The following is a 25,748-nucleotide window of genomic DNA, read 5'->3' on the forward strand; positions in this document are numbered from 1 at the left end:
GGGGGGCTGGCAGGGCTTGCAGCCCTGCACCCGCAACGTCAACGTCAACGTCTCAATCAAAAGCTGGCAGTCCGTGGGATGGCGGGGCGGTGTGGGCTGTCAGGACACGCCGTAAACCCGTCCATGGGGGCTCGATGGCGCCATCCATGGCGCCAACGGTCCTGTCAGCCCACACCGCCCCACCTCTGACAGTTGGTCGCTGCAGTTGGTGGGTGCCGACCGTTGGTCGGCACGCTTTTGCTGTTGGTAGGTGTCGACCTTGGTCGACACGCTTTTTCCCAAGGGTCAGAAGGGGTTCAGTGCCACGCGCTGAATGCGCGGCCTGGACGGGTAGACTGTGCCTCTTGCTCCCATGAATCCCGGTTGCCCGATGTCCGCCAAATTCCGCTGGTTGCCCCTGTTGTGCCTGGCCCTGGCGGGCTGCAGTCAGTTGGAGAATCCGGGCAATGTGACCGCTGCCGACAAGGCGGCGCGGGCGCCGGCCAGCGATGGCGAGAACATGGTGTCGATCAATGCGGCTGACGCACCGCCACCGCCGGCGCCGCCGCGCAGCCGGGCGGATCGGCCGTGGCCGCAGGCGCAGTTGGAGAATGGCCGCGCCTGGGTCAGCTGCAGTACCGAGTACGCCGGTGAGGCGGGCGATGGCGTCGAGCTGGAGGGCCTGCAGCGCGAGCAGATTGCCCAGGCCCTGGCGCCGTGTGCCGAGCGTGGTCTGATGCGGGTGCGTTACGCCGGCAAGATCAATCCGGGCTTCGCCGAAATGATGTGGCGACTTGCCGTGGTCGCCGATGAACAGAAGATCCACAAGCGCATCCTCGATCTGGACTCCAGCGGCGGCCAGGTGGAATCGGCGATCGTCGCCGGTGACAGCATCGGTGAATCGGGCTGGACCATCTGGGTGCGCGAGGGCTCGATCTGCCACAGCGCGTGCGTGTTCGTGCTGGCCGCCGGTGACAACCGCCTGCTGTCGGGCAAGGTCGGCATCCACCGCATGATGCGCATCAGTTCCAAGGCCACTTCGCGCGCCGAGCTCAACCGCGAGCTGCACGAGGTCTACGACAACGTGAAGGACTACCTGCAGCGCAACGGCGTGGCGGTGGGCGTGGCCGATCTGATGATGACGGTGCCCAACCGCAGCCTGCGCCTGCTGACGCCGGACGAACTACGCCAGTACGGTCTGGATGGCACCAACGCGGTGCAGGACGATCTGGAACGGATCAAGCAGATGCGCGCCTGCGGCGATGACTTCGTGCAGCGCAAGGATGCGTTCCTGATCGCCTTCGACCAGCAGTGCAAGCGCGAAGGCGCCGACATGGAATCGATCAACAGCTGCGGCCAGGCACTGAAGCAGCGCTTCGGTTTCCCGGATGCGGTGTGCCCGGAAGAAAGCCCGCTGTCGGAAATCGATGTGGCAACGTTGCCGCCGGCACCGTCGGAGCCGCCGCCGGTGGCCGAACAGGCGCCAGCAGACACCGGCACGCCTGCCGCGCAGGCCGATGCCGCAGCGGTGGAAGGCAGCGCCCACGCGCGCTGACGAACAGCTCACCGCGCTGGCGTAGACTGCGGTTCTTTCCCGAGAACCGGCGGTGTCCATGAAGCGCGTGCTCCTGCTGCTGTCCCTGCTGCCCCTGACCGCATTGGCGCAGGCACCCGCGCCGGCCACGCCTGCACCGGCACCCGCGCGCCCCGCACTGGCATCGCCGGCGGCTGCGAAACCGGCCACGGCCGGCGCTCCGGCGTTGACTGCCGCGCAGCAGGCGCAGGTGCAGAAGCAGGATGCGGAAATGGGCGCGGCCGCAGTGAAGGCGGCGCAGCTGGTCGATGCCAACCGCGCAGGCGAGTTGTGGGATGGCGCTTCGGCCGTCGCGCGCCGTGCAGTACCGAAGGCCGCCTTCGTCAGCCAGTTGACTGCCGAGCGCACGCGCCTGGGCGCGCTGGCCGGGCGTGGCCAGCCGACCATCACCCGGGTCAAGTACAGCGCCGGTGCCGCGGTGCCGGAGGGGCTGTACATCAACGTCAGCTTCCCGACCCGTTTCGCCAACAGCGCGCAGCCGGTACGCGAGCTGGTCTCGTTCCGTTTCGACGAGGACCAGGTGTGGCGCCTGGCCGGTTACAGCCTGCGTGCGTCGGCACCCTGAGGAGATGATCGATGGCAACTGAACTGACGATGCTGGCCTGGTCGGTGCTGCTGGGCTTTGTCTACATCTTCGCTACCTCCACCGTGGTCACCCGCGAGCGCGGGATGAAGTGGAATGCCTCGGCGCGTGATGGCGAAGCCAGGCCACTCAGCCCGCTGGCCGGGCGCCTGCAGCGTGCGCAGGCCAACTTCCTGGAGACGTTCCCGTTCTTCGCTGCCGCCGCCATCGCAGTGGTCGTGGCCGGGCGCGGCAACGACACCACGGCGCTGGCGGCGCAGGCCTACTTCTGGGCGCGCGTGGTCTACCTGCCGCTGTATGCCGCGGGCGTGCCCTACGTGCGCAGCCTGGTCTGGGCAGTGTCGCTGCTGTCGATCCTGGCGCTGGTGTTCGCGTTGTTGTGATCCCGGCCTGATCCAGATCAAGGCCGGTCAGGTGCGCGGCGCTATGCTGGCGCGGACTGAATCAACGGCAGGAGGCGCGCATGCGCAGGATGGACGTGGTGGTGGTCGGCGCCGGACCGGCGGGGCTGTGTTTCGCGCGTGCGCTGGCCGGTAGCGGCCTGCAGGTCGGGCTGGTCGAAGTTCAACCGCGCCAGGCCCTTGCCGAGGCCGCCTTCGATGGCCGTGAGATCGCGCTGACCCATGCCTCGCGGCAGAGCATGGAGCAGCTGGGGCTGTGGCAGCGCCTGCCGCAGGCCGAAGTCGCTGAACTGCGCGATGCCAAGGTGATGAACGGCGGCTCGCCGTTCGCGCTGACCTTCGCCAGCAGCCAGGTGGACGGTCAGCCGCTGGGTTGGCTGGTGCCCAACCATCTGATCCGCCGCGCTGCATGGGATGCCGTGCAGGGGCAGGACGGCCTGGAGCTGTTCGACGGGCGCAAGGTGCTGGGCGTGCAGGCCGATGCGCAGGGCCACGTGGTCAAACTCGATGACGGCAGCCAACTTCATGCGCGCCTGCTGGTCGCCGCTGACAGCCGCTTCTCCGCAACCCGCCGCATGCTCGGCATCGGCGCGCAGATGCGCGACTTCGGCAAGTCGATGCTGGTGTGCCGCATGCAGGTTGAGCGTGATCATCACCACACTGCCTGGGAATGGTTCGGCTACGGCCGCACGATGGCGTTGCTGCCGCTCAACGAAGGCCAGGCATCAGCAGTGATCACACTGCCACCGCGGCAGATTGAAGAACTGCTGGCGATGGATGAGGTGGCCTTCGGTGAGGCCATCGGTGCCTGCTTCGAACACCGTCTTGGCCGCATGCAGCCAGTGGCCACGCCGCAGGCGTATCCGCTGGTGGGTGTGTACGCGCACCGTTTCGTCGGCGAGCGTTCGGCGCTGATCGGCGATGCCGCCGTCGGCATGCATCCGGTCACCGCACATGGCTTCAATCTGGGCCTGGCCAGTGCGCAGCGGCTGGCGCAGGGCATCGTCGAACAGCAGCGTCGCGGTGCCGACATCGCCGCCGCCGGCATGCTGGCCAGCTACCAGCGCGGTCATCGGCTGGCATCGAGGCCGCTGTACGAGGCCACCAACGCGATCGCCAGCCTGTATACCGACGATCGCCGCCCGGCGCGGCTGCTGCGCGCGGCCGGCCTGCGCCTGGCGCAGGGCGTTGCGCCGTTCAGGCAGCTGATCGCCTCGCACCTGACCCAGCGCGTGGCCTGAACCGGTTCAGATCAGCCCGTTCAGATCAGCCGGCGGCCAGCACCCGGATCTGGCTGTCGGCGAATTCAACCACCTGGCCTGCGCGGATCTTGCAGGCCTTGCGCAGTTCGACCTCGCCGTCGACCCGCACCTGGCCGTCGCTGATGACCATCTTGGCCTCGCCGCCGCTGGTGACCAGGTCGGCCAGCTTGAGCAGCTGCTTGAGTTCGACGTAGTCACCGTCGAGGTCGAATTCGAGAATCTGCATGGAGCGGGGTTCCTGGGGAAGGGCGCAGCAGCGGCCGGGCCGGTGAAGAGGGCGCGTATTGTGCGCCAGCTTGGGGCATGACGGTACGCGCACGGCAAGCTGTACGCCTTGTTCAGGATCAATGCGGTATGATTCCGCTCTGAGCGAGTGAAATCTCCTCCAACCGAGCAGCGCCAGGGCACGCGATAAGAAGGGCGCCCAAAGCGCGGACCATCACCTTTTTTATCGCACTGCCAGGAAGACGGCAGTGTCTTCGGAGTTCCCCATGTCCCAAGATTCCCAAGCGCCGCTGCAGTTCGCGCAGCTCGGCCTGTCCGAGCCCGTGATGCAGGCGGTCACCGCCATCGGCTACGAAACCCCGTCGCCGATCCAGGCCGCCACCATCCCGGCGATGCTGGAAGGTCGCGACGTGCTGGGCCAGGCCCAGACCGGCACCGGCAAGACCGCAGCGTTCGCGCTGCCGGTACTGTCCAACATCGATCTGCAGCAGATCAAGCCGCAGGCCCTGATCCTGGCGCCGACCCGCGAACTGGCCATCCAGGTTGCCGAGGCGTTCCAGTCCTATTCGTCGAAGATCCCGGGCTTCCGCGTGCTGCCGGTGTACGGCGGCCAGCCGTACGGCCAGCAGCTGTCGGCCCTGCGCCGCGGCGTGCACATCGTGGTCGGTACCCCCGGCCGCGTGATCGACCACCTGGACCGCAGCACCCTGGACCTGTCAGAGCTGAAGACGCTGGTGCTGGACGAAGCCGATGAAATGCTGCGCATGGGCTTCATCGACGACGTCGAAGCCGTGCTGAAGAAGCTGCCGGAGCAGCGCCAGGTGGCCCTGTTCTCGGCCACCATGCCGCCGCAGATCCGCCGCATCGCGCAGACCTACCTGCAGGACCCGGTGGAAGTGACCATCGCGGCCAAGACCACCACCTCGGCCAACATCCGCCAGCGTTACTGGTGGGTGAGCGGCATGCACAAGCTGGACGCGCTGACCCGCATCCTGGAAGTCGAGCCGTTCGACGCGATGATCATCTTCGCGCGCACCAAGGCCGGCACCGAGGAACTGGCCAGCAAGCTGCAGGCCCGTGGCCTGGCCGCTGCCGCCATCAACGGTGACATGCAGCAGGCCCAGCGTGAGCGCACCATCGCCATGCTGAAGGAAGGCAAGCTGGACATCCTGGTCGCCACCGACGTGGCTGCCCGCGGCCTGGACGTGGAGCGCATCAGCCACGTGCTGAACTACGACATCCCGTACGACACCGAAAGCTACGTGCACCGCATCGGCCGTACCGGTCGTGCCGGCCGCAGCGGCGAGGCGATCCTGTTCGCCACCCCGCGCGAGAAGGGCATGCTGCGCCAGATCGAGCGCGCTACCCGCCAGCCGATCGAAGAGATGCAGCTGCCGAGCGTGGAAGCGGTCAACGACACCCGCATCAACAAGTTCACCTCGCGCATCAGCGAAACCCTCGGCGCCGGTGGCCTGGACTTCTACCGCCAGCTGCTGGAGCGTTTCGAGAACGAGCAGAACGTGCCGGCCATCGAAGTGGCTGCCGCGCTGGCCAAGATGCTGCAGGGTGACACCCCGTTCCTGCTGCAGCCGCCGGTGCGTGCCCCGCGTGAAGAGCGCGCACCGCGCGAACGCTTCGACCGTGGTGACCGCCCGGAACGTGGCGATCGCTTCGACCGCAACGAGCGTGGTCCGCGCTTCGAGCGTGGCCCGCGCCGCGACGACGCCGAAGGTGGCTTCGAGCAGCGTCCGCGCCGTGAGGTTCCGCCACGTGGTGCGCCGGAGCAGGGCATGGAGACCTACCGCATTTCGGTCGGCCACCAGCACGGCGTGAAGCCGGCCAACATCGTTGGCGCCATTGCCAACGAAGCTGGCCTGGAAAGCCGCTTCATCGGCCGCATCGACATCCACGACGACTTCTCGCTGCTGGACCTGCCGGCACAGATGCCGCCGGACGTGCTGTCGCACCTGCAGAAGGTGTGGGTGTCCGGCCAGCAGCTGCAGATGCGTGCGCTGGCTCCGGGTGAAGACACCAACCCGGCCCCGCGTCCGTTCAAGCCGCGCTTCGACAAGCGTGGTCCGGGCGGCCCGGGTGGCCCGCGTCGCGGTGGCCCGGGCGGTCCGGGTGGCCACGGTGGCGACCGCGGCGGTGACCGCGACAGCCGCCCGCCGCGTCGTGACGGCTTCAAGCCGCGCGGCCCGCGCAGCTTCTAAGCCGCACCTGCGGTCCTGAACAACGCCAGCCTCCGGGTTGGCGTTGTCCGTTATGGGCCTGGAAAAGGGGACGGAGGGGATTAAGTCGTTTATGCCCGGCAGTGCGCTTATGCCGAAAACGACTTAATCCCCTCCGTCCCCTTTTCGCATGGCAAACACATTGCCGGTCATAGGCTGGGCCGGTTCCAAGGGAGGTTGTCACCGCAGCACATTCGGGGGGATCCGGGATGGGTAGAAGTGGCACGGACCAGCAGAGCCGGCGGGTGCCGATGACCCGTGGCCTGGGATTGCGCTTTGCGTTGTTGACGGGCATGGCGATCGGGTTGGTCGCGCTGTCCGCGTTGATCCAGGAACTGCAGGCGGCCTCGACGGCCTGGATTGCCGGCCAGGGCTACTGGTCGCGGGGGCAGCAGGATGCGACCGCTGCGCTGAGCCGCTACCTGGCGCGTGGCGATGCGCAGGACCTGGATGACGCGCGCCAGGCCCTGCGGATTCCGTTGGGGGATCTGCAGGCCCGGCTGGCGCTGGAACAGGCGGTACCGGACGAGGAGAAGGCCCGGCAGGGTTTCCTGCAGGGCGGCAACGCGCGCGCCGATATTCCACGCCTGGTGTTCTCGTTCCGCTACGCCCGTGACCTGGGAGCATTCCGCGAAGCCACTGCACTGTGGCGGCAGACCGATGGTGATCTGGAGGCTGTGCAGGCTCTGGTCGCCGAGCTGCAACGGAGGCATGCGGCAGGTGAACTGCCCGTGGCCGACCGCAATCGCTACCTGCAGCAGCTGCGGGATCTCGACCGCCGCCTGCAGGTGCAGGCCCAGGCGTTCTCGCAGGCGCTGCTGAGGATGGCCACCATGGTCCGGATCGCCACGCTGATGGTTGGCGGCCTGTCGGTGCTGGTGATCAGCCTGATGGCAGTGGCGCTGGCGCGTCGCGTCGGCAAGGATCTGACCGAGCACGAGAGCCGCTTCCGCGCGGCCTTCTACCAGGCCAATGTCGGCATGCTGAAGCTCGACACCGATGGCCGCGTGGTCGAGGCCAACCAGGCGATGGCGGATATCCTCGACTACCGGCGCGATGTGCTGCTGCAGATGCTGCTGGGTGACCTGCTGATGGAGGGGGAACTGGTCCTCGACGGTGTCGGCCGCATCGACTGGGACCGGCAGCTGCGGCCGAGCGAGCTGCGTTTCCGGCGGCGCGATGGCAGCCTCGTCTGGGGACGCTGGAGCGGTACCGCGGTTCGCAGCTCGGGCGGTGGATTGTCGGTGTTCGCGATCATCGAGGATGTCAGCCAGAACCATGCACTGGCGCGCGAGATCGAGCATCACGCCAGCCACGATCCGCTGACCGGCCTGATCAACCGCCGCGAGATCGAACGCCTGCTGGAACGCGCGCTGCTGCAGGTCCGGACGGACGGTGGTACGCATGCGCTGTGCTACATCAACCTGGACCACTTCAAGCTGGTCAACGACAGCTTCGGTCATGCCGCCGGCGACCAGATGCTGCGCGGTTTCGCCGACTATCTGGTGGCGGCGGTGCGTGATGGCGATTGGGTCGGCCGCCTGGGGGCCGATGAGTTCGCGGTGTTTCTCGCCCACGCCGGCCAGGATGAAGCCAAGCGGGTACTGCAGCGGGTGATCCGCAACCTGGGCCAGGCCACGTTCCCGATCAGCGAGGGCAGCCCGCAGTTGAGCTGCAGCATCGGCGTGGTCGAGGTCAGTGCCGAGGCGCCGGACGCGAACTGGTTGATGAGCGCCGCCGACAGCGCCTGCTATGCGGCCAAGCAGGCCGGTCGCAACCGTGTGCACTGCTTCAACGAGAACCGCATGGCGCTGGAGGAGCGGCGGCAGGAGGCCGAGCGTCTGCAGGGTGTCAGCCTGGCCATGGCGGAGAATCGCATGCTGCTGTACGCGCAGCGCATCGCCCGCGTGGGCGATCCGTCCTACCTGCATTACGAGGTGCTGGTGCGCATGCGTGGTACCGATGGCAGCCTGCATCTGCCCGGTCAGTTCATGCCGGCGGTGGAGCGATACGGCATGGCGGTGGCGCTGGATCGGCACGTGCTCGGGCTGTTGTTCCGCCACCTGCAGGTCTGCCCGGCACACGTGCGCCAGCTGGGCCTGTGCAACGTCAACGTTTCGGCGCAGTCGATCGCCGAGCCGGGATTCCTCGCCTTCGTCTGCGACCTGCTCGAGCGCAACCGCGCGCTGGCCTCGAAACTGTGTTTCGAGATCACCGAGACCGCGGCGATCAGCAACCTCAGCCAGGCACGCGCTTTCATCGATGCGGTCAAAGCGCGTGGCTGCCGGATGGCACTGGATGACTTCGGCTCCGGCCTGTCCTCGTTCGGCTATCTGCGCCAGCTGCCTGCGGACATCCTGAAGATCGACGGCACCTTCGTGCGTGACATGGACACCGACCCGGTCAGCCACGCCACGGTGCGGGCGATCAGCGAGCTCGGGCGGGAACTGCAGATGGAGGTGGTGGCCGAATGGGTGGAAACCGCCGAGGTGGCTGGCGCACTGACCCGGCTCGGCGTGCAGGGCCTGCAGGGCTACGCGATCGAGCGGCCGCAGCCGCTGGAACGGATGACCCTGAGTGACCTGAGGCCGGTCCGCCTGGTGGCGGTGAAGGGGCCTCCGGCCGCTGGCTGAACGGCGCACGGCGACTTTGGTCTACACATGCGTGGCGTGCCCGGCTGCGATAATGCGCGCCAGGGGCGACGCGCAGTGGGCGCGGACGTAAGCAGGAACAGGATGTGGCGTGGGCGTCAGGCAGTGGCGGTACGAAACAGGGGCGCTGCTGGTCGTCCTGCTGATGGGAGTGTTGCTTCCCGGTCTGGTGCACGCGCGCCTGGCCGAGGCCGGCCGGGATTTCCTGCTGGTTGGCGCACCGACGGACGAACCGACACCCCATCGTGGCTGTACGCCCGCGATGCTGGCCGGGCCGCGCGAGCAGGTAGAGGTACCGGCGCCGCCCGGGGGCTGGTCGGGGCAACCCCAGGCGCTGGATGTGTTCAACGTGTTCGCTGGCGAAGTCCGCGTACAGCATGGTGACCGCGAGATCTGCGGCAACATGCACGATGCGCGCACCCGTGATTCGCGCTTCCGCGCCGGCATCGGCCTGGTGGCGGTGCCAGCGGCAGGCAGCCATGAGCCGTTCCTGGTGTCGTGGCAGGCGCCGCTGAAAGCGCGCTGGGTGCCGACCTTGCGGCTGGGGGCGCCCAGTCCGGTCCAGCAGAACGATACCGCCCGCCTGCTGGTGCGCGCGGCCTGCATCGCGGTGGCGATCGCGCTGGCGCTGTCGGCATTGATGGCCTACCTGACCACCCGTGACCGCAGCTTCCTGGTCTACATCGGCGCGACGATCGTGGTGGTGGTGTGGCAGGCGGTTCTTGGCGGCTTGAGCGGCTACCCCGAACCGTGGCTGCCGGTGGGCGAGCGCGGCGCATGGTGGCTGCTGGCGCTGACCGCCGCGACCCAGGCGCTGGTACTGCCGGCTCTGTGGCGCCTCAACGGTGGGGACCGCTTGCTGCCGCGCTCGCGGCCGGCACAGCAGGCTGTGCTGTGGGGCCTGATGGGACTGGCCGCGCTGGTGCCGTGGCTGCGCTGGGACACCCTGGCGCTGGTCGCGCAGAGCCTGCAGCTGACCTTCATCCTCGGTTGCCTGTTGTCACTGGCCGCTGGCATGCGTGCCTGGTTGCGCGGTGACTGCTGGGCGTTGGCGGGCCTGGCGGCGCTGGTGCCACTGCTGGTGATGATCGCAGCCGATGCCAGCAGTGCGGGGTGGCTGCTGGAGTACCGGGTGGAAGCACTGCAGCTGTCGGTGACCTGGCTGCTGATGATGGCCGCCTATGCCATGAACCAGCGGCTGGGCCGGCTGCGCCAGCAGCGCGATGAACTGCGCCAGCTGGCCGAAACCGATGGCCTGACCGGGCTGCCCAACCGCCGGGCCGGCCTGCAGCAGCTGGCCCGTCACCTGGCACAGGTCGACCGTGAGCGCGGCCCGCTGGTGATCGGTTTTCTCGACATCGACCTGTTCAAGGACATCAACGACCGCCATGGCCACGCGGTGGGCGACCAGGTGCTGGTGGCGGTAGCGCGTGCCCTGCGCACGGCAGTCCGCAGCCAGGACGAAGTGGTGCGGATGGGCGGCGAGGAGTTCCTGCTGCTAATGCCGGGCATGCCGCGCGAGGCGGCGTCGGCACGCCTGGACCGCCTGCGCCAGCGCATCACCGAAGCCGGCCAGGCCCTGCAGGTGCCGGGCCTGGAAGTGACCGCCAGCATCGGACTGGCGCAGTGGCGGCCGGGTGAGGATGACCTGGCCGGGCTGCTGCGGCGGGCCGACCATGCCATGTATGTGGCCAAGCGGGCGGGTCGCAACCGGGTGTTCGACGGCGAAGAGCTCGATCCGCCGGCCCCGGCATGAAGCGCAGCGGGCGGCGATGCCGGATAATGGACCGATGACCACCCGACTCAACAAACATATCGCCGACACCGGCTTCTGCTCCCGCCGCGAGGCCGATCGCCTGATCGCCGCCCGCCGCGTCACCGTCAACGGCCACGCGGCCGGCACCGGTGCGGTGGTGGGCGAGGAAGACCAGGTGCTGGTCGACGGCCAGCCGCTGCGCGCGCGCGTGGCACGCAAGCCCGGCGCCCGCCGCCACGTCTACATCGCGCTGAACAAGCCGGTGGGCGTCACCTGCACCACCGAAACCTCGGTCAAGGGCAACATCGTCGACTTCGTCGGCCACGAACAGCGCATCTTCCCGGTCGGCCGCCTGGACAAGGAGTCCGAAGGCCTGATCCTGATGACCAGCAACGGCGACATCGTCAACCAGATCCTGCGTGCCGAGAACGGCCACCAGAAGGAGTACCTGGTGGCGGTGAACAAGCCGGTCACCGACGAGTTCCTGCGTGGCATGGCGCGCGGCGTGCGCATCCACGACCAGATGACGCTGCCGTGCAAGACCTCGCGCATCGCCAAGTTCGGATTCCGCATCACCCTGCAGCAGGGACTGAACCGGCAGATCCGCCTGATGGCCGCCGAGTTCGGCTATCGCGTGACCCAGCTGCGCCGCGTGCGCATCGACAACATCAAGATCGGCGCGCTGAAGCCGGGCCAGTGGCGCAACCTGACCGAGCAGGAACTGCAGGGCCTGCTGCCGAAGCAGCTGGACTGGTAACGCGCGGCAGTGCCGGCCGCTGGCCGGCAGCACCAGGCATCGAATGAGCGCGGGATGCCGGCCAGCGGCCGGCACTCCCCGTTGTGCGGATTGCGCACCGGCATCAGCTAGACTCCGCAGTGACCTGCCGGAACGTGACGCTGCATGATCAAGCCCGACAAGCCTGCCAACGAAGCCCTTCGGCTCGAGGCGCTGTACCGCTACCGGATCCTGGATTCGCAGCGTGAGAAATCCTTCGACGACCTGGTCGCGATCGCCAAGGCGGTCTGCGGTACCTCGATGGCGGCGGTGACCCTGATCGACGTCGAACGGCAGTGGTTCAAGTCGATCCAGGGCATCGACGCGGCGGAAAACCTGCGCAGCGAATCGATGTGTGGCCACGCCATCCTGCAGCCGCAGGAAATCATGGTGGTCGAGGACGCGTTGCAGGACATCCGCTTCCACGATAATCCGGTAGTGACCGGCGACCCGCACATCCGCTTCTACGCCGGTGCGCCACTGATCAGTTCCGATGGCCTGCCTCTGGGCACGCTGTGCGTGTTCGATGCACATCCGCAGCACCTGCCCAGCGACAAGGCCGAGGCACTGGCCGCGCTGTCACGGCAGGTGATGCTGGTGATGGAGCTGCGCCGTTTCGCGCTCGACATCCAGAAGCACATGCTGGAGCGCGATGACTACGAGCGCCTGTTGGCGGAGTACCAGGACGTGCTGCTGGCGCAGAATGCCGACCTGGCCGAGCAGAGCCGCACCGATGCGCTGACCGGCCTGCCCAACCGCCGCGCAATGGCGGCGGCACTGGAAGAGGCGGTGGTGGAGATCGATGGGCAACCGGGCGTCGCCTGCGTTGCGTTGCTCGACATCGATCATTTCAAGCACATCAATGATTTCCAGGGCCACGCTACAGGCGACCGGGTGCTGGCCGAGCTGGGCGTGCTGCTGCGCTCGCACTTCGCCGGCCGCGGCATGGCTGCGCGCTACGGCGGCGAGGAGTTCGTGGCGGTAATGCCGGGCACCGACCTGCACACGGCCGAACTGCAATGCGAGTTCCTGCGCCTGGCCGTGGCTGACCTGCCGCTTGGATTCCCGGTCACGATCAGCATCGGTGTTGCCCAGCACCAGCCAGGTGAAAGCGTGGATGACATGCTGGCGCGCGCCGACAAGGCGCTGTACCGGGCCAAGGGCAATGGTCGCAACCGGGTGGAACGGGCGGGCTGAGCCCTGCATGCAGTAGATCCACGCCATGCGGGGATGCTTTTGCAGATGAGGTAACGCCGTGTCGCGGCCTGTGCGATTGCGCCCGGCGAATATGCCGTTCCTGTTCCCACGGACACAACCATGCTGCAGACCCTGGCCATCGCCCACTATCGCTCGCTGCACGGGCTGATACTGCCGCTGCAGCAGTTGAATGTGGTGACCGGCGACAATGGCAGTGGCAAGTCCAGCCTGTACCGCGCGCTGCGCCTGCTGGCAGAGACCGCGCAGGGCGGCGTCGCGGCGGTTCTGGCCCGCGAAGGTGGGCTCGGTTCGGCGCTGTGGGCGGGGCCGGAAAAAATGGACCGTCGGGTTGCTGCCGGCGAAATCCCCTTGCAGGGCGGCCCACGTCAGGAATCGGTGGGATTGAAGCTGGGCTTCACCACCGACGAGTTCGGCTATGCCATTGACCTGGGCTACCCACCGCCCAGCCGTTCGGCCTTCGCACTGGACCCGCAGATCAAGGCCGAGGCGATCTGGGCCGGGCCGTTCCTGCGCAGCGCCAACCTGCTGGTCGACCGACGTGGGGCAATGGTGCGGCAACGCCATGCGCGCGGTTGGGATCTGGTCGATGACCGGTTGTCGCTGTTCGACAGTCTGTTCACCCAGGTTGGCGATCCGCAGCGCATGCCGGAAACCATCGCCCTGCGCGAGTACATCCGTCGCTGGCGCTTCTACGACCATTTCCGCAGCGACGCCGATGCCCCGGCACGGCAACCGGCGATGGCCACGCGCACGCCGGTGCTGCATCACGACGGTCGCGATCTGGCGGCGGCCTGGGTGACCATCCTCGAGATCGGTGATCCGGGCGCACTGGCGCGCAGCGTGGAGGATGCGTTCCCGGGCGCCACGGTGGGGTTCGAGGAACTGGATGGCCGGCTGGCCCTGCGCTTCCACCAGCCGGGGCTGCTGCGGCCGTTGTCGATGGCCGAGCTGTCCGACGGCACGCTGCGCTTCCTGCTGCTGGCCGCGGCACTGCACACGCCGCGCCCGCCGCCGCTGCTGGTGCTCAACGAACCGGAGACCAGCCTGCATCCGGACCTGCTGCCGGCGCTGGCGCGGCTGATCATCGCGGCCAGTGCGCGCAGCCAGGTGTGGGTGGTCTCACACGCCAGCCGACTGATCGCAGCACTGGAGCAGGCGCCCGGCTGTCATTCGCTGCATCTGCACAAGGAACAGGGGCGCACGCTGTTGAGCGGGCAGGGCTTGCTGGATGCCCCGGCATGGCACTGGCCGCAGCGCTGACAAGGCGATTCGCACCCTGCGCGGATACGCTCAATCGGCGATGTTGCGTGCTTCCGACGTACCGAGAATCTCCGGGTGCTGCACCGGCTTGCGGCGGTTCAACAACGGATGCAGGAACACCGCGCCGACGATGATCGCCACGCCCAGGTAGAACCACGGCGTGACCTCGTGCTGCTCGCGCAGCAGCACCACTGCCAGCACCACCGCGTAGACCGGTTCCAGGTTGGTCACCAGCTGCACGGTGTAGGCGCTCAGGTGGCGTAGCGCGACCAAGGCCAGGGCGAACGGCAGCAGCGTGCAGAACCCGGCCAGTACCAGTAGCAGGATGCCGTCGTGCAGGTCCGGAACCACCCATAGCGGGCTGGCCAGCGCCGGCAGCAGGTAGGGCATCAGCGGCGCCAGCAGGGTCAGGGTGAGGGTACCTGCACCCAGTTCCAGTGCCGTGACCGTAAGCGGATCGGCGTGGCTGACCATGCGCTTGTTGAGCGAGCCGAACACCGCCACCAGCAGCGCCGAGATCGCACCGATCAGAACGCCCAGGCGCATGCCATCGGGTACGCCCCCGACCACCAGTGCCACGCCCGGCAGCACGGCCAGGCCGAAGGCGAGTTCACGCAGCTGGAACGGCCGCTTGGCCACCCAGGGTTCGATGATCGAGGTGAACACCGGGGCCAGCGCGATGCAGGTGGCGGCCACCGAAGCGTTGGCCAGTTTCACCGCGCCATAGAAGGTCAACCAGTGCAGGGCGACCAGCGCGCCGATGCCGGCATAACCGGCCACCAGTCGCAGTGGCAGGGTGCGCAACCCGCGCCAGACCCGCGGCAGCAGGGCCAGCATCGCTGTCACCAGCAGCATGCGCCACCAGACCAGCGGCAGCGCGGGCAGAGTGATCAGCTTGCCGAGGATGGCAGTGACGCCCCACAGCAGGACACAGAAGTGGATCTGCCACAGCGCTTTGCGGGTGTCGGGTGTGCTCATCCGCCTATTGTGAGGCAAGGCGGCGCCCGTCGCGCATCGGTCGTGCTATGCGCCGCCGTCCACGTGCCGCTGTAGCGCCATCGCCGCCGCAGGATTGCGCGCTTTGGCGGCGCCGATGCACAGCAGGTAGACCTCGCGCGGCTCTGACGGTGCCTGCCCGGCGAGGCAGGGCAGGTCGGCTACCGGCTCGCCGCGTGACCAGCGTCCTGCGCGCTCCGCCCAGCGCTGCTGCACGGGTGCCGGCAGGCCCTCGTTCAAGCGGGCCTGGCTGCGCTTGATCCTGGCGTAGACGAAGCCGGCACTGACATCGCCGTGTAGTGGCGCCTCGTCGCTGTCCTCGATCACCAGCGCCACGCCATGGCGGCGCGCGGCGGCGACCAGTGCCGGGCCATGTGCCTCGGCGTTGCGGACCTCCAGCGCATGCTGCAGCGGCACGCCGTCCAACTGCTCCGGCAGCTGTGCCATCAGTGCGTCCAGCGCTTCGGCATCGGCCGGATGGCGTGGGTCGAACTGCCACAGCAAGGGGCCGAGCCGGTCACCCAGCGCGAGCGCCGCCTGCAGGAACGGCGTTGCAGCCTCCACAGTGCTGGACAGGTCGCGGCGCTGCACCAGGTAGCGTGGCGCCTTCATCGAAAAACGGAAGCCGTCCGGCGTCTGCGCCGCCCATTGCGCGCACTGGGCGGCAGTGGGCGTGCGGTAGAAGGTGCCGTTGATCTCGATGCAGCGCAGCGCGCGGCTGGCATGGGCCAGTTCCTCGCGTTGCGGCAGGCCCGGCGGATAGAACATGCCACCGCGCCATTCGGGAAACACCCAGCCACCGATACCGCAGCGGATCGCGGCCTGCGTCGTTGCGGCCATCACTGGCCGTGGTCCGCGCGCCACGGATCGTAGCTGCCGAACCACCACATGTAACCTTCCGGGTCGGCACAGGCGTAGCCACGGCCACCGTAGTCCTGGTCGGCAATGTCGATGACGATGCGGGCACCGGCAGCCTTGGCCCGCGCATAGTGCGCATCGGCATCGGTGACGATCACGCAGGCGCTCTGCGTCTGGCGGCCGCCGACCTCGTCCGGCATCACCGCCAGCTTGGACCATTCGCCGCTACTGCTGCTCGAGCCGAGCATGATCATGCCGTTGCCGTATGTCAGCTGCGCATGGAACACCGTATCGCCGTCGGCATACACCGCCTGGACGTGAAAACCGAAGGCGCGTTGCAACCACTCGATGGCGGCCTGCGCGTCGCGGTAGCGCAGGCACGGAATGATGGTCGACCCGTTGCTCGGTTGTCCGTTCTCGCCCATGACACCCCTCCTATGGCACAGGGCAGGCTGCGCCGGGGGCCGTTACCATCGCGCGAAACCCTGGTGACGGCCTGCACATGGCCGCCACCCCTGTTCGGAGATCGTGCTGGATGAAAACCTGGATTGGAGGAGCCGTGCTGCTGGCGTGCACGACCATGGCGAATGCTGCGACCCCGGAGCAGCTGCAGGACCTGGATGCCACCGTCGAGCGCGTGCGCGCACAGTTCGACGTGCCCGGCATTGCCGTGGCCGTGGTCAAGGATGGCCAGGTGGTGCTGGAACGCGGCTGGGGCGTGCGCGAGCAGGGCAAGCCGGAACCGGTGCAGGCCGATACGCTGTTCGCCATTGCTTCCAACACCAAGGCGTTCACCGCCACCTCGCTGAACCTGCTGGCCGAGGACGGCAAACTGAAGATGGACGACAAGGTGATCGACCACCTGCCGTCGTTCCGCATGTCCGATCCGTTCCTGACCGGGCAGATGACGATCCGCGACCTGCTGTCGCATCGCAGCGGGCTGAGCCTGGGCGCAGGTGACCTGCTGTTCTGGCCGACCACCTCCTACAGCAATGCCGAAGTGGTGGAGCGGCTGGGCAAGGTGCCGCTGAAGGGCGGTTTCCGCGAGAGCTATGCGTACGACAACATCCTGTACGCGGTTGCCCAGCAGGTGATCGAGCATGTCTCCGGCATGAGCTACCAGCAGTTCCTGCAGACCCGCATCTTCGACAAGGTGGGCATGGCCGGCACACGCTACAACGCCGATCACCTGAAGCCGGGCGACAAGGCCGCGGTCGGCCACGCCAAGTACGATTTCAAGGACCTGCGTACCGTTGCACCGCTGACCTGGTCGAACAATGCCGGCGCCGGTGGCATCTATTCCAGTGCGCACGACATGGCGCGCTGGATGCAGGTGCAGCTGGACGAAGGCAAGCTGGCCGATGGCACCGCGCTGTTCAGCGACAAGAGCCAGCAGCAGATGTGGCGGATGATCACGCCGCAGTCGATTCCGGCGCCGAGCGTGCCGGAGCTGGCGCCGGCGCGGGCCAACTTTGCCGGCTACGGCGAAGGCTGGAGCCTGAGCGACTACCGTGGCCGGAAGCTGGTCTGGCACACCGGTGGCTGGCCGGGCATGGTTTCGCGGCTGACCCTGGTGCCGGGCGAGAAGCTGGGCGTGGTGGTGCTGACCAACCAGGAAGTGGGCGCGGCGTTCAACGCGATCACCCTGAGCGTGCTTGATGCCTATCTGGGCGGCGAGAAGCACGACTGGGTGGATGCCTATGCCAAGGCCGTGGCCAAGGGCCAGGACAAGGCCGACGAGGCCTGGGCCAAGCACCAGAACGCGCGCGACAAGGGCAGCAAGCCATCGCTGGCACTGGCCGGCTACACCGGCACGTTCCGCGACCGCTGGTATGGCGACATGCAGATCAGCGCCCAGGGCAAGGGCCTGCGCCTGCGCTTCATGAAGACTGCACAGCTGAGCGGTCGGCTGGAGCACTGGCAGCACGACACCTTCATCGTGCGCTGGGACGACCGTTCGCTCAACGCCGACGCGTTCGTGAACTTCAGCCTGGATCCGGACGGCAAGGTGCGCGAGGTGCGCATGCAGTCGATCTCCGACCTGACCGATTTCAGCTTCGATTTCCAGGACCTGCTGTTCACCCCGGTGAAATGACGTCGCCGGGCGTGGCCCGGCACTACCGGAACCGCGGCGATCATCGGCTGGCGTACACACGCGGCGTGGGATACTCCGCCGGCTATTGATGGCGAGGGAATGCGATGTTCCGTTGGTTTGAATCCCTGATTCCGGTGTTCCCGCCCGTGGACGGGCGCATGCCGCCGCGAAAGGTGGTGCCGTTCTACCTGCATTACCTGCGCCCGGTGTGGCCGGTGCTGCTGGCCACCCTGATCGCCGGCCTGCTGCTGGCGCTGGTGGAAGTGGCAATGTTCGATTATCTGGGCCGCATCGTCGACATGGTCGCCGAGCAGCCGGGGGCCGATTTCTTCAAGCGCCATGCCAACGAGCTGGGCTGGATGCTGTTCATCACGGTCATCGCGCGGCCGATCCTGGTCGGCCTGCACAACCTGCTGGTCAACCAGGCCATCGTGCCTGGCCTGAGCAACCGCTCGCGCTGGCTGATGCACAACTACGTGGTGCGGCAGAGCCTGAACTTCTTCCAGAACGACTTCGCCGGCAGCGTGGCCAACCGGGTGATGCAGACCGGTACCTCGCTGCGCGAGTCGGCGGTGCAGATGGTCGACTCGCTCTGGTACATCGTGGTCTACACCGGCACCGCGCTGTACCTGTTCGCGCAGGCCGACTGGCGGCTGATGGTGCCGTTGATCCTGTGGCTGCTGGCCTATGCAGTGATCCTGGCCTACTTCGTTCCGCGCGCGAAGGAACGCGCATGGATCGCCTCCGAAGCGCGTTCCAAGGCGATGGGCCGCATCGTTGATGGCTACACCAACATTCCCACGTTGAAGCTGTTCGCCCATGGCGGACGCGAGCAGGCCTATGTGGCCGAGTCGATCCAGGAACTGGCGGTCAAGCACCGTGCGCAGACCCGCATCACCACCGGCATGGACCTGACCATCGCCATCGTCAACGGTTTCCTGATTGCCGGTACCTGTGGGCTCGCGCTGTGGCTGTGGAACGGTGGCCACATCACTGTTGGCGCGATCACGCTGGCGACCGGCCTGGTGATCCGCATCCACAACATGTCCGGCTGGATCATGTGGACCATCAACGGCATCTTCGAGGACATCGGTACGGTGCAGGATGGCATCACTACCATCGCCCAGCCGCTGACCGTGCAGGACCGCGAGGATGCAGTGCCGTTGCAGGTGACCCGTGGTGGCGTGCACTTCCAGGACATCCACTTCCACTACGGCAAGAAGGGCGGTGTGATTGCCGGCCTCGATCTGGTGGTGAAGCCGGGCGAGAAGATCGGCCTGGTCGGTCCTTCCGGTGCCGGCAAGTCGACCCTGGTCAACGTGCTGCTGCGGCTCTACGACCTGGAAAGCGGCCGCATCCTGATCGACGATCAGGACATCGCCCATGTCACCCAGGAGAGCCTGCGCCAGCAGATCGGCGTGGTCACCCAGGACACCTCGCTGCTGCATCGCTCGATCCGCGACAACCTGCTGTATGGCCGCCCCGATGCCACTGACGAGCAGTTGCATGCCGCCGTGGCCAAGGCGCGCGCCGCAGCCTTCATCGATACGCTGGTGGACGGGCAGGGCCGGCGTGGCTACGACGCGCACGTGGGCGAGCGCGGAGTGAAGCTGTCCGGTGGCCAGCGCCAGCGCATCGCCATCGCCCGCGTGCTGCTGAAGGACGCACCGATCCTGGTGCTGGATGAGGCGACCTCGGCACTGGACTCGGAAGTGGAAGCGGCGATCCAGGACAGCCTGGACCAGCTGATGGGCGGCAAGACGGTGATCGCGATCGCGCACCGGCTGTCGACCATCGCACGCATGGACCGGCTGGTGGTGATGGACCAGGGCCGCATCGTCGAGACCGGCAGCCATGCCGAACTGATTGCGGCCGGTGGCCTGTACGCGCGCCTGTGGGCGCGGCAGACCGGTGGTTTTGTGGCTGCAGACCAGTAGACCCACGCCATGCGTGGATGCATTCCCTGGGGTCGGAGGCCCGCATGATTCGTTCTCTACGCCCCCTGCTGCTGGCGCTGGTGCTGGCACTGGTCGCCACTGCCGCAGCCGCTGCATCGCCATCAGTGGAAGGCGAAGCCCTCGAGCAGGTCATCCTTCTCAGCCGCCACAACCTGCGCGCACCGGTGGTGGCATCGGGCGCGTTGGCCAATGCGACTCCGGAGCGCTGGCCGAGCTGGGACGTAGGCGCCGGCGAGCTGACCACCAAGGGCGGCGTGCTGGAGGTCTACATGGGCCGTTACATCGGCCAGTGGCTGCGGCAGGCAAAGTTGCTGCCGACAACGGGCTGCCCGCAGCCGAGCGACTTCCACGCGCACGCCAACAGCCTGCAGCGCACCCAGGCCACCGCGCAGTTTTTCGTTGCCGGTGCGTTCCCGGGCTGCCACGTGACGGTGGAACAGCGCATGCCGCTGGGCACGATGGATCCGTTGTTCAATCCGGTGATCCACAACGGTGATGCGGCCTTCCGCGAACGCGCGTTGTCGGCGATGCAACAGGCGCAGGCCGCATCGGATCTGGCACCGGCGTTGGCGGCGGTGGAGGCGATCACCCGCTACCCGCAGTCGGCTGCGTGCGCAGGCCGCAGCGAATGCCACCTGACGCCGGCCGATTCCATTTTCAGCGCAGAGCCGGGCAAAGAACCGCGTACTTCCGGTTCGCTGGCCCTGGCAAGCGGGTTGGTCGATGCCTTGTTGATGGAGCACTACCAGGGAAGTGGCATCCCCCGCGAAGGCTGGGGCCGATTGAACACGGAGGCCCAATGGCAGGCGCTGGCGCAGGTCCACAACCGCTACCAGGACATCCTGTTCGGAACACCCGAGGTGGCGCGTGACGTTGCTGCGCCGCTTTTGGCAAGAATAAAAGGGCTGTTCGAAGATCCGGCGTCACCGAAGGTGAGCCTGCTGGTCGGCCACGATTCCAACATCGGTTCCGTGCTGGCGGCGCTGGGAATCACGGACTACACGTTGCGGGGCCAGTACGAGAAGACGCCGATCGGCGGCCTGCTGCAGTTCGAGCGCTGGCGCGACCGCCAAAGCGGTGGCGAGCGTTTCCGCTTGGCCTACGTCTACCCGACCACCGCGCAACTGCGAGATGCGCTGCCGTTGAGCGATGTACAGCCACCCGTTCGGGTGGAGCTCGCGCTTCCCGGGTGTGGGCAGAATGGATGCAGTGACGTGCAGTTCGAGCGCGTGCTGCATCGCGCGGTGAATTGAATGCCATCCACGCATGGCGTGGATCTACTGGCAGGCGGGTAGTAGATCCACGCCATGCGTGGATGGGTCCATCCGGGGACGCCGAACAGAAAACGGCCCGGGTTTCCCCGGGCCGTTCTGTTTCCGCTCACACCGGCGCGATCACTCGATCGGCTGGTCCAGCATCAGCTGGCGTGCGAAACGCACCGGTGGCGCGCCGTAGGACAGCATCTGGTCGTGGTAGGCCTTCAGGTTGAACTTGTCACCCAGCTTGTCCTGCATCGCCTTGCGGGTGTCGAAGTGTTCCTGCGCACCGACGAAGTAGGTCGGCAGCTGTGCCGAGGTCAGCTGCGCGCGCACCCACTTGCCGGCGGCTTCGCTCTCCTGCTGGAAGGCATCATGGGTCATCAGGTGCATCGCCTTTTCGCGATCCCAGTTGTCCACGTGCACGCCCTGGTCGAGGATCGCGTTGGAGATCGTGCGCAGGTAGAACTTCAGCTGCACCAGGTGGAACAGCGGGTCGTTGTTGAGGTAACCCTGCTCCTGCATCATCCGCTCGGTGTAGACCGCCCAGCCTTCGGCGAACAGGCCCGAACGCAGCACCGCACGCAGGGTGGAGGGGAACTTGGCCGAGTGCCAGCCTTCCAGGTAATGGCCCGGAGTACCTTCGTGGATGCTCAGCAGGTGGATCATGCGCGAGTTGTACTCACGCAGGAACGAGTCGACCTGCTTGTCGTTCCAGTCGTCCGGAATCGGCGACACGGCGTAGAAGGTCTTCAGGTTCTTGTCCAGCGGGCCCGGCGAATCGCAGTAGGCCACGGCCACGCCACGCTGGAATTCCGGCATCAGGATGATGTCCACCGGCGCGTCGGGCAGGGTCATCAGGTCGTGTTCGCGCACGAACGCGGTGGATTGTTCCAGCGCGGCCTTGGCATCGTCCACCACCTTGTCGCGGGCCGGCTTGTCGGCGTAGGCCAGTTCCAGCGCGGCCTCGATCGCCTTCTGCTGCTGCTCGTCGGTCGGCTGGGCCGGCATTTCCGGTGCGCCCGGCTTGTCCTTCAGCACGGTCTGCGCGATGCCGTACATGTCTTCGCGCACGCGCTTGAGTTCGGCGCGTGCTCGCTCACCGATCTCCTGGCGCGACAGCGACGAGTTCAGCGCGAACTTCAGCTTCTGGTCGTACTTTTCCGCACCGATGCGGAAGTCGCCCTTGGCGTTCGGCACCAGGGTCTTGTCCAGCCAGGTCTGCTGTTCGTCCACGGCCTTCTTCAGGCCGTCGATGGCGGCCTGCAGGCGCTGCTGGTCGGCCTGCGGCAGTTCACCGATGTGCGGGGTGATGAAGGTATCGACGATGCTGAGGATGCCCTTGTTCTGCTTGGCCACCGTCTCGGCATGGATCTTCGGCACGCGGGCCGGATCCAGGTTCTCGCGGGCCTGCGCGAAGATCGCCGGCAGCTTTTCCATGCGTGCGGTGGCCGACTTCAAGCGCTCCGGCAGCGGCGCGAACTCGCGCGCCATCAGGCCGTAGATCGCGCTGCCAGCGATGCCGTTGTACAGCTGCGGGTCCCACTTGCCGGACTGCAGCACTTCGGCGTTCCAGATTTCCGACTGCAGCTGGTTGCGCAGGATCGCCGCGTCCACCTGGTTCTCGCGGCCCAGCTTGGCCACCTCGATCTTGTCCAGCTCGCCCAGAAGCGCTTTGTAGGCGGCCAGGGTCTTCTGCTGGCCGGCGGCACTGAGGTCATCCAGTTCGCTGTCGTAGCGGTGGTCACCGATCTGGGTGGCGCTGACCGGCGACAGCTGCATCCAGGTGTCCAGGGCGCGCTTGGAAAGATCGGCGAAGGCGGCATCGACCGCCGCGTCGCCGGCCTGCTGGCTGGCGGCCGGGGTGGAAGCGTTGGTCGGGGCGTCGGCCGGCTGGCAACCGGCCAGGGCGGCGACCAGGGCGAGGGCAAGAAGATGCGGGCGCATCGGCGTTCCTGTACAGGGTCAAACCCCGAGCATAGGGCCCCGGGGCTGCTTTGTCCCCGTGCCATAGGATTACCATGGGCACTGACAAGGACCCTCCAGCGGAGCGCAGGACATGGAATACCAGGGAAGCTGCCATTGCGGCAGGATCGCATTCACCGTACAGGCCGAGGCGCCGATCAGCGACGTCATCGACTGCAACTGCTCGATGTGCCGTCGCCGCGGCAGCCTGCTGTGGTTTGCCCCGCGCGAGGCGTTCCAGCTGAGCACCAATCCCGCGGACGTGGCTACCTACCACTTCAACAAAGCCCACATCGATCATCACCACTGCCGCGAGTGCGGCGTTGCCCCCTACAGCGAAGCGGTGGACCCGCGCACCGGTACGCCGATGGTGGCGGTGAACGTGCGCTGCGTACCGCAGGTAGACCTGGCCACGCTGGCGGTGATGTCCTACGACGGAGCGGCACTGTGAGGCCGGTGCGCGCGTGGACGCGTGTGGTGGCGATGCCGGTGCTGCTGCTGGCGCTGGCGGCCTGTGCCAAGAACGGCGAGAGGGCGCAGGAGGCGGGTGCGGCCGCTGCCGATGCTGCTGTCGCTTCGCCGGAAGGTGCGTTCCTGGCCTACGAGCATGACGTGCAGATCCAGCTGGAAGCGGCGCAGATCGCTGTGCGCATCCAGCAGGTGGCGCAGGCCTGCCAGAGTGCGAAGTTCGGTGATTGCGCGGTGCTGCAGGTCGACCAGCGCAGTGGCGAGCAGCCCAGCGGCGAGGTCAAGGTGCGCATTGCGCCAAAGGGCACCGAGCCGTTGATCGCTCTGGCCGGTGAGGGGGGCACGCTGCAGTCGCGCAATACGCGCGCCGAGGACCTGGCGCAGGAGGTAGCAGACACCGCACTGACCAAGGCGCGGCTGGAGAAGGAACATGCGCGGCTGCTGTCCTACCAGGACCGCAAGGACCTGAAGATCGAAGACCTGATGGCGATCACCACGCGCCTGTCGGAGATCGAAGCGGGCGTCGAGCAGGCCAACAAGGATTCTGCGCAGCAGCGCCGGCGCATCGATACCCAGCTGGTCACGATGCACTTCGATACCACCTCGGGCCAGCGCAGCCGCAGCGAGATCGGTGAGGCGCTGAGCGAATCGGGCAGCATCCTCAGCACCAGCGTTGCGTTCCTGATCCGCGCTGCCGCCGCGTTGTTGCCGGTAGCGGTGCTGGCGTTGATCGCGGCCTGGGGGGTGCGGGCGTGGTGGCGTCGCCGCCGTCGCACGCTGCCGCCCACCCTTTGAGGACAAGGTTGATGCCGGCAGCCAGCCGGCATCAGCCCTCGTCGGTCTCGTACTCGACGAACACATCCAGCTCCAGCGCCAGTTCCTGCACCGCATCGCGCACCTTCTGCGCGGTGCTTTCGTTGCCGACTTCCACCTCCAGTTCGTGGATGCCCGGGCCGATGTCATCGGACAGCCCGGCAGAACTGGAATCGTCGTCGTCCATGTGCGGCATCAGGTCGTCGGTTTCCTCGACATGTTCGATGCCGTCCAGGCCGAGCAGCAGGTCGCTGATGGCACGGGCGTCGTCTTCGGTTCCGGTGATGCGCAGTCGCAGCATGGCCATGGCGTCGATACGGTGTGGGGTTGCCTGCAGCCTAGCCAGCGTGAAGCAAAGAACGGGTGAGGGCGCAGTCAGCCGTGCGTGGCCGGGCGCCCGAGCAGGCTTTCCGGCAACGCGGGAATCGGCGTGGGTTCGTCCTGCGCCTGCTCCAGCAACCAGTCGATGAACAGGCGCGCGGCGTGGCTCGGCGGTTGCCCTTCGGCATGCACCACGTGATACGCGTAGCGCGCCTTCAGCGCCGGGCCAGGCAGGCGTACCACCTCGTAGCGCTGCAGGTAGGGCTGCGCGATATGGGTACGTGCCAGCACAGTGCCCATGCCGTACACCGCGGCACGCATCGCATCGGTACTGTCGGCGAAGGTATGCATCGGCGGCAGTGGCGAGGGTGGGCGCACGCCGGCATGGCGGAACCAGTCACGCCAGCCCTGCGGCGACAGATCGGTCAGCAGCGGCAGGTCGGCGATGCGCGCCGGATCGACCAGCGTTTCGACCCCGGCCAGCGCCGGCGAGGCCACCGGGAACAGGTAGTCATCCATCAGGTGCTGTGCACGCAGGCCCGGCCATTGGCCCAGCCCGTAGCGGATGCCGACTTCCGGCCCGTTGTCGTCGTAGCGGTCCAGGCCGCTGCCGGTATGCAGCTCGATGCGGATGTGCGGATGGGCCTGGGTGAAACGCGGCAACCGCGGCAGCAGCCAGCAGTACGACAGTGAACGCAGCGTGGTGATCCGCAACGGCACGCTGTTCGCATCCGGGTGCAGATGGTGGGCGACCGCCGCGACATCGGTGAAGGCGGCGCTGGCGGCGTCGGCCAGCTGCCGGCCCTCGGCGGTCAGGCGCACGCCGCGGGCATGGCGCAGGAACAGCCGGGTCTCCAGCACCTCCTCCAGGCGGCGCACGTGATGGCTGACCGCGCTGGCGGTCAGGTGCAGCTCCTGGGCGGCCTGGGCGAAGTTCTGGTGGCGCGCTGCAACCGCGAACACGGCCAGTGCGGGGAGCAGGGAAGGGCGTAGCTGCATGTCCAGCCTCAAACCATATTTGTGGCTGGCAGCGATACTACGCGCTTGTGTGGCGGGCGTCTGCGCCTGATCCTTTCTGCCTTG

The 25,748-nt window shown here is 67.3% G+C and carries 22 protein-coding genes; 15 read left to right on the forward strand and 7 right to left on the reverse strand.

The genetic code is table 11. The annotated features are described in order from the left end of the window. The first annotated feature begins 370 nt into the window (after nt 1-370). The 4 genes from ACZK13_RS06255 to ubiM all read left to right on the forward strand — a co-directional run bounded on the left by ACZK13_RS06255 (nt 371) and on the right by ubiM (nt 3,798). The gene (locus tag ACZK13_RS06255; RefSeq protein WP_032128359.1) at nt 371-1,534 is read left to right on the forward strand and encodes a COG3904 family protein; all 1,164 of its coding nucleotides are present in this window, start codon (nt 371-373) and stop codon (nt 1,532-1,534) included. A gap of 58 nt (nt 1,535-1,592) precedes the next feature. After that, nucleotides 1,593-2,138 (forward strand): DUF4019 domain-containing protein, encoded by a 546-nt coding sequence (locus tag ACZK13_RS06260; RefSeq protein WP_478482364.1) that lies wholly within the window; start codon nt 1,593-1,595, stop codon nt 2,136-2,138. Nucleotides 2,139-2,149: 11 nt separating this feature from the next. Continuing rightward, nucleotides 2,150-2,539: an MAPEG family protein gene (locus tag ACZK13_RS06265; protein ID WP_032128357.1), complete on the forward strand. Its 390-nt coding sequence runs from the start codon at nt 2,150-2,152 to the stop codon at nt 2,537-2,539. An 80-nt stretch (nt 2,540-2,619) separates the two neighbouring features. Further along, on the forward strand, nt 2,620-3,798 hold the full coding sequence (ubiM, locus tag ACZK13_RS06270) for a 5-demethoxyubiquinol-8 5-hydroxylase UbiM (RefSeq protein WP_071228464.1): 1,179 nt from the start codon (nt 2,620-2,622) through the stop codon (nt 3,796-3,798). 25 nt (nt 3,799-3,823) lie between these two features. Here the strand turns inward: ubiM and ACZK13_RS06275 are convergent, their stop codons facing one another. Beyond that, the gene (locus ACZK13_RS06275; RefSeq protein WP_012479588.1) at nt 3,824-4,045 is read right to left on the reverse strand and encodes an RNA-binding S4 domain-containing protein; all 222 of its coding nucleotides are present in this window, start codon (nt 4,043-4,045) and stop codon (nt 3,824-3,826) included. A gap of 265 nt (nt 4,046-4,310) precedes the next feature. On the opposite strand from ACZK13_RS06275, the gene ACZK13_RS06280 reads away from it, so the two are divergent. From ACZK13_RS06280 to ACZK13_RS06305, 6 genes are all read left to right on the forward strand, one after another. Then, entirely contained in the window at nt 4,311-6,257 is a 1,947-nt protein-coding gene (locus ACZK13_RS06280; protein ID WP_032128355.1) for a DEAD/DEAH box helicase, read from the forward strand. Nucleotides 6,258-6,484: 227 nt separating this feature from the next. Next, a complete protein-coding gene (locus ACZK13_RS06285) occupies nt 6,485-8,908 on the forward strand; it encodes a putative bifunctional diguanylate cyclase/phosphodiesterase (RefSeq protein WP_049424576.1) in 2,424 nt (807 codons plus the stop codon). Nucleotides 8,909-9,017: 109 nt separating this feature from the next. After that, nucleotides 9,018-10,682, forward strand: a complete 1,665-nt coding sequence (locus ACZK13_RS06290) for a sensor domain-containing diguanylate cyclase (protein WP_125893802.1) — start codon at nt 9,018-9,020, stop codon at nt 10,680-10,682. Between the two features lie 34 nt (nt 10,683-10,716). Then, nucleotides 10,717-11,439, forward strand: a complete 723-nt coding sequence (locus tag ACZK13_RS06295) for a pseudouridine synthase (protein WP_032128352.1) — start codon at nt 10,717-10,719, stop codon at nt 11,437-11,439. Between the two features lie 144 nt (nt 11,440-11,583). After that, nucleotides 11,584-12,654, forward strand: coding sequence for a sensor domain-containing diguanylate cyclase (locus tag ACZK13_RS06300; protein ID WP_125893804.1), 1,071 nt, complete (start codon nt 11,584-11,586; stop codon nt 12,652-12,654). A gap of 120 nt (nt 12,655-12,774) precedes the next feature. Beyond that, the gene (locus ACZK13_RS06305; RefSeq protein ID WP_134951490.1) at nt 12,775-13,935 is read left to right on the forward strand and encodes an AAA family ATPase; all 1,161 of its coding nucleotides are present in this window, start codon (nt 12,775-12,777) and stop codon (nt 13,933-13,935) included. Nucleotides 13,936-13,965: 30 nt separating this feature from the next. Here the strand turns inward: ACZK13_RS06305 and ACZK13_RS06310 are convergent, their stop codons facing one another. Genes ACZK13_RS06310 through ACZK13_RS06320 form a run of 3 tightly spaced genes read right to left on the reverse strand, consistent with a single transcriptional unit; the run spans nt 13,966 to nt 16,214 of the window. Continuing rightward, nucleotides 13,966-14,913, reverse strand: a complete 948-nt coding sequence (locus ACZK13_RS06310; RefSeq protein WP_049461762.1) for a DMT family transporter — start codon at nt 14,911-14,913, stop codon at nt 13,966-13,968. A 45-nt stretch (nt 14,914-14,958) separates the two neighbouring features. Then, on the reverse strand, nt 14,959-15,771 hold the full coding sequence (locus ACZK13_RS06315; RefSeq protein WP_478482365.1) for a DUF72 domain-containing protein: 813 nt from the start codon (nt 15,769-15,771) through the stop codon (nt 14,959-14,961). Continuing rightward, nucleotides 15,771-16,214, reverse strand: a complete 444-nt coding sequence (locus tag ACZK13_RS06320) for a VOC family protein (protein WP_012510493.1) — start codon at nt 16,212-16,214, stop codon at nt 15,771-15,773. The genes ACZK13_RS06315 and ACZK13_RS06320 overlap by 1 nt, the downstream gene beginning before the upstream one ends. Nucleotides 16,215-16,324: 110 nt before the next feature. Between ACZK13_RS06320 and ACZK13_RS06325 the strand changes: the two genes are divergently transcribed. The 3 genes from ACZK13_RS06325 (at nt 16,325) to agp (ending at nt 21,095) form a co-directional block, all read left to right on the forward strand. Then, the gene (locus ACZK13_RS06325) at nt 16,325-17,884 is read left to right on the forward strand and encodes a serine hydrolase (RefSeq protein WP_478482366.1); all 1,560 of its coding nucleotides are present in this window, start codon (nt 16,325-16,327) and stop codon (nt 17,882-17,884) included. A 104-nt stretch (nt 17,885-17,988) separates the two neighbouring features. After that, nucleotides 17,989-19,821 (forward strand): multidrug efflux ABC transporter SmrA, encoded by a 1,833-nt coding sequence (gene smrA / locus ACZK13_RS06330; protein ID WP_478482367.1) that lies wholly within the window; start codon nt 17,989-17,991, stop codon nt 19,819-19,821. Nucleotides 19,822-19,865: 44 nt separating this feature from the next. Then, a complete protein-coding gene (agp, locus tag ACZK13_RS06335; RefSeq protein ID WP_478482368.1) occupies nt 19,866-21,095 on the forward strand; it encodes a bifunctional glucose-1-phosphatase/inositol phosphatase in 1,230 nt (409 codons plus the stop codon). Between the two features lie 141 nt (nt 21,096-21,236). Here agp and ACZK13_RS06340 read toward each other — a convergent pair whose 3' ends face one another. Beyond that, nucleotides 21,237-23,045, reverse strand: coding sequence for a DUF885 domain-containing protein (locus ACZK13_RS06340; RefSeq protein WP_329893076.1), 1,809 nt, complete (start codon nt 23,043-23,045; stop codon nt 21,237-21,239). 112 nt (nt 23,046-23,157) lie between these two features. On the opposite strand from ACZK13_RS06340, the gene ACZK13_RS06345 reads away from it, so the two are divergent. Together ACZK13_RS06345 and ACZK13_RS06350 are read left to right on the forward strand one after the other, a co-directional pair. After that, complete coding sequence (locus ACZK13_RS06345; RefSeq protein ID WP_046983156.1) at nt 23,158-23,514, forward strand: GFA family protein; 357 nt, start codon at nt 23,158-23,160, stop codon at nt 23,512-23,514. A gap of 32 nt (nt 23,515-23,546) precedes the next feature. After that, a complete protein-coding gene (locus ACZK13_RS06350) occupies nt 23,547-24,326 on the forward strand; it encodes a DUF4349 domain-containing protein (RefSeq protein ID WP_346484914.1) in 780 nt (259 codons plus the stop codon). A gap of 31 nt (nt 24,327-24,357) precedes the next feature. Here ACZK13_RS06350 and ACZK13_RS06355 read toward each other — a convergent pair whose 3' ends face one another. After that, the gene (locus ACZK13_RS06355) at nt 24,358-24,651 is read right to left on the reverse strand and encodes a hypothetical protein (protein ID WP_005415831.1); all 294 of its coding nucleotides are present in this window, start codon (nt 24,649-24,651) and stop codon (nt 24,358-24,360) included. Nucleotides 24,652-24,719: 68 nt separating this feature from the next. Further along, nucleotides 24,720-25,664 carry a LysR substrate-binding domain-containing protein gene (locus ACZK13_RS06360; protein ID WP_478482369.1) on the reverse strand — a complete coding sequence of 315 codons (945 nt, stop codon included), beginning with the start codon at nt 25,662-25,664 and terminating at the stop codon, nt 24,720-24,722. Between the last annotated feature and the right edge of the window lie 84 nt (nt 25,665-25,748).

This window comes from Stenotrophomonas sp. 99219_Sma (assembly GCF_056480785.1).

Bases quoted from the DNA above. Each gene is read 5' to 3' on its own strand.
- ACZK13_RS06255 (WP_032128359.1), top strand. From the start codon at position 371: ATGTCCGCCAAATTCCGCTGGTTGCCCCTGTTGTGCCTGGCCCTGGCG.
- smrA (WP_478482367.1), top strand. From the start codon at position 17,989: ATGTTCCGTTGGTTTGAATCCCTGATTCCGGTGTTCCCGCCCGTGGAC.
- ACZK13_RS06340 (WP_329893076.1), bottom strand. From the start codon at position 23,045: ATGCGCCCGCATCTTCTTGCCCTCGCCCTGGTCGCCGCCCTGGCCGGT.
- ACZK13_RS06265 (WP_032128357.1), top strand. From the start codon at position 2,150: ATGGCAACTGAACTGACGATGCTGGCCTGGTCGGTGCTGCTGGGCTTT.
- ACZK13_RS06280 (WP_032128355.1), top strand. From the start codon at position 4,311: ATGTCCCAAGATTCCCAAGCGCCGCTGCAGTTCGCGCAGCTCGGCCTG.
- ACZK13_RS06295 (WP_032128352.1), top strand. From the start codon at position 10,717: ATGACCACCCGACTCAACAAACATATCGCCGACACCGGCTTCTGCTCC.
- ubiM (WP_071228464.1), top strand. From the start codon at position 2,620: ATGCGCAGGATGGACGTGGTGGTGGTCGGCGCCGGACCGGCGGGGCTG.
- ACZK13_RS06320 (WP_012510493.1), bottom strand. From the start codon at position 16,214: ATGGGCGAGAACGGACAACCGAGCAACGGGTCGACCATCATTCCGTGC.
- ACZK13_RS06300 (WP_125893804.1), top strand. From the start codon at position 11,584: ATGATCAAGCCCGACAAGCCTGCCAACGAAGCCCTTCGGCTCGAGGCG.
- ACZK13_RS06305 (WP_134951490.1), top strand. From the start codon at position 12,775: ATGCTGCAGACCCTGGCCATCGCCCACTATCGCTCGCTGCACGGGCTG.
- ACZK13_RS06310 (WP_049461762.1), bottom strand. From the start codon at position 14,913: ATGAGCACACCCGACACCCGCAAAGCGCTGTGGCAGATCCACTTCTGT.
- ACZK13_RS06260 (WP_478482364.1), top strand. From the start codon at position 1,593: ATGAAGCGCGTGCTCCTGCTGCTGTCCCTGCTGCCCCTGACCGCATTG.
- ACZK13_RS06345 (WP_046983156.1), top strand. From the start codon at position 23,158: ATGGAATACCAGGGAAGCTGCCATTGCGGCAGGATCGCATTCACCGTA.
- ACZK13_RS06360 (WP_478482369.1), bottom strand. From the start codon at position 25,664: ATGCAGCTACGCCCTTCCCTGCTCCCCGCACTGGCCGTGTTCGCGGTT.
- ACZK13_RS06275 (WP_012479588.1), bottom strand. From the start codon at position 4,045: ATGCAGATTCTCGAATTCGACCTCGACGGTGACTACGTCGAACTCAAG.
- ACZK13_RS06315 (WP_478482365.1), bottom strand. From the start codon at position 15,771: ATGGCCGCAACGACGCAGGCCGCGATCCGCTGCGGTATCGGTGGCTGG.
- agp (WP_478482368.1), top strand. From the start codon at position 19,866: ATGATTCGTTCTCTACGCCCCCTGCTGCTGGCGCTGGTGCTGGCACTG.
- ACZK13_RS06325 (WP_478482366.1), top strand. From the start codon at position 16,325: ATGAAAACCTGGATTGGAGGAGCCGTGCTGCTGGCGTGCACGACCATG.
- ACZK13_RS06285 (WP_049424576.1), top strand. From the start codon at position 6,485: ATGGGTAGAAGTGGCACGGACCAGCAGAGCCGGCGGGTGCCGATGACC.
- ACZK13_RS06355 (WP_005415831.1), bottom strand. From the start codon at position 24,651: ATGGCCATGCTGCGACTGCGCATCACCGGAACCGAAGACGACGCCCGT.
- ACZK13_RS06350 (WP_346484914.1), top strand. From the start codon at position 23,547: ATGCCGGTGCTGCTGCTGGCGCTGGCGGCCTGTGCCAAGAACGGCGAG.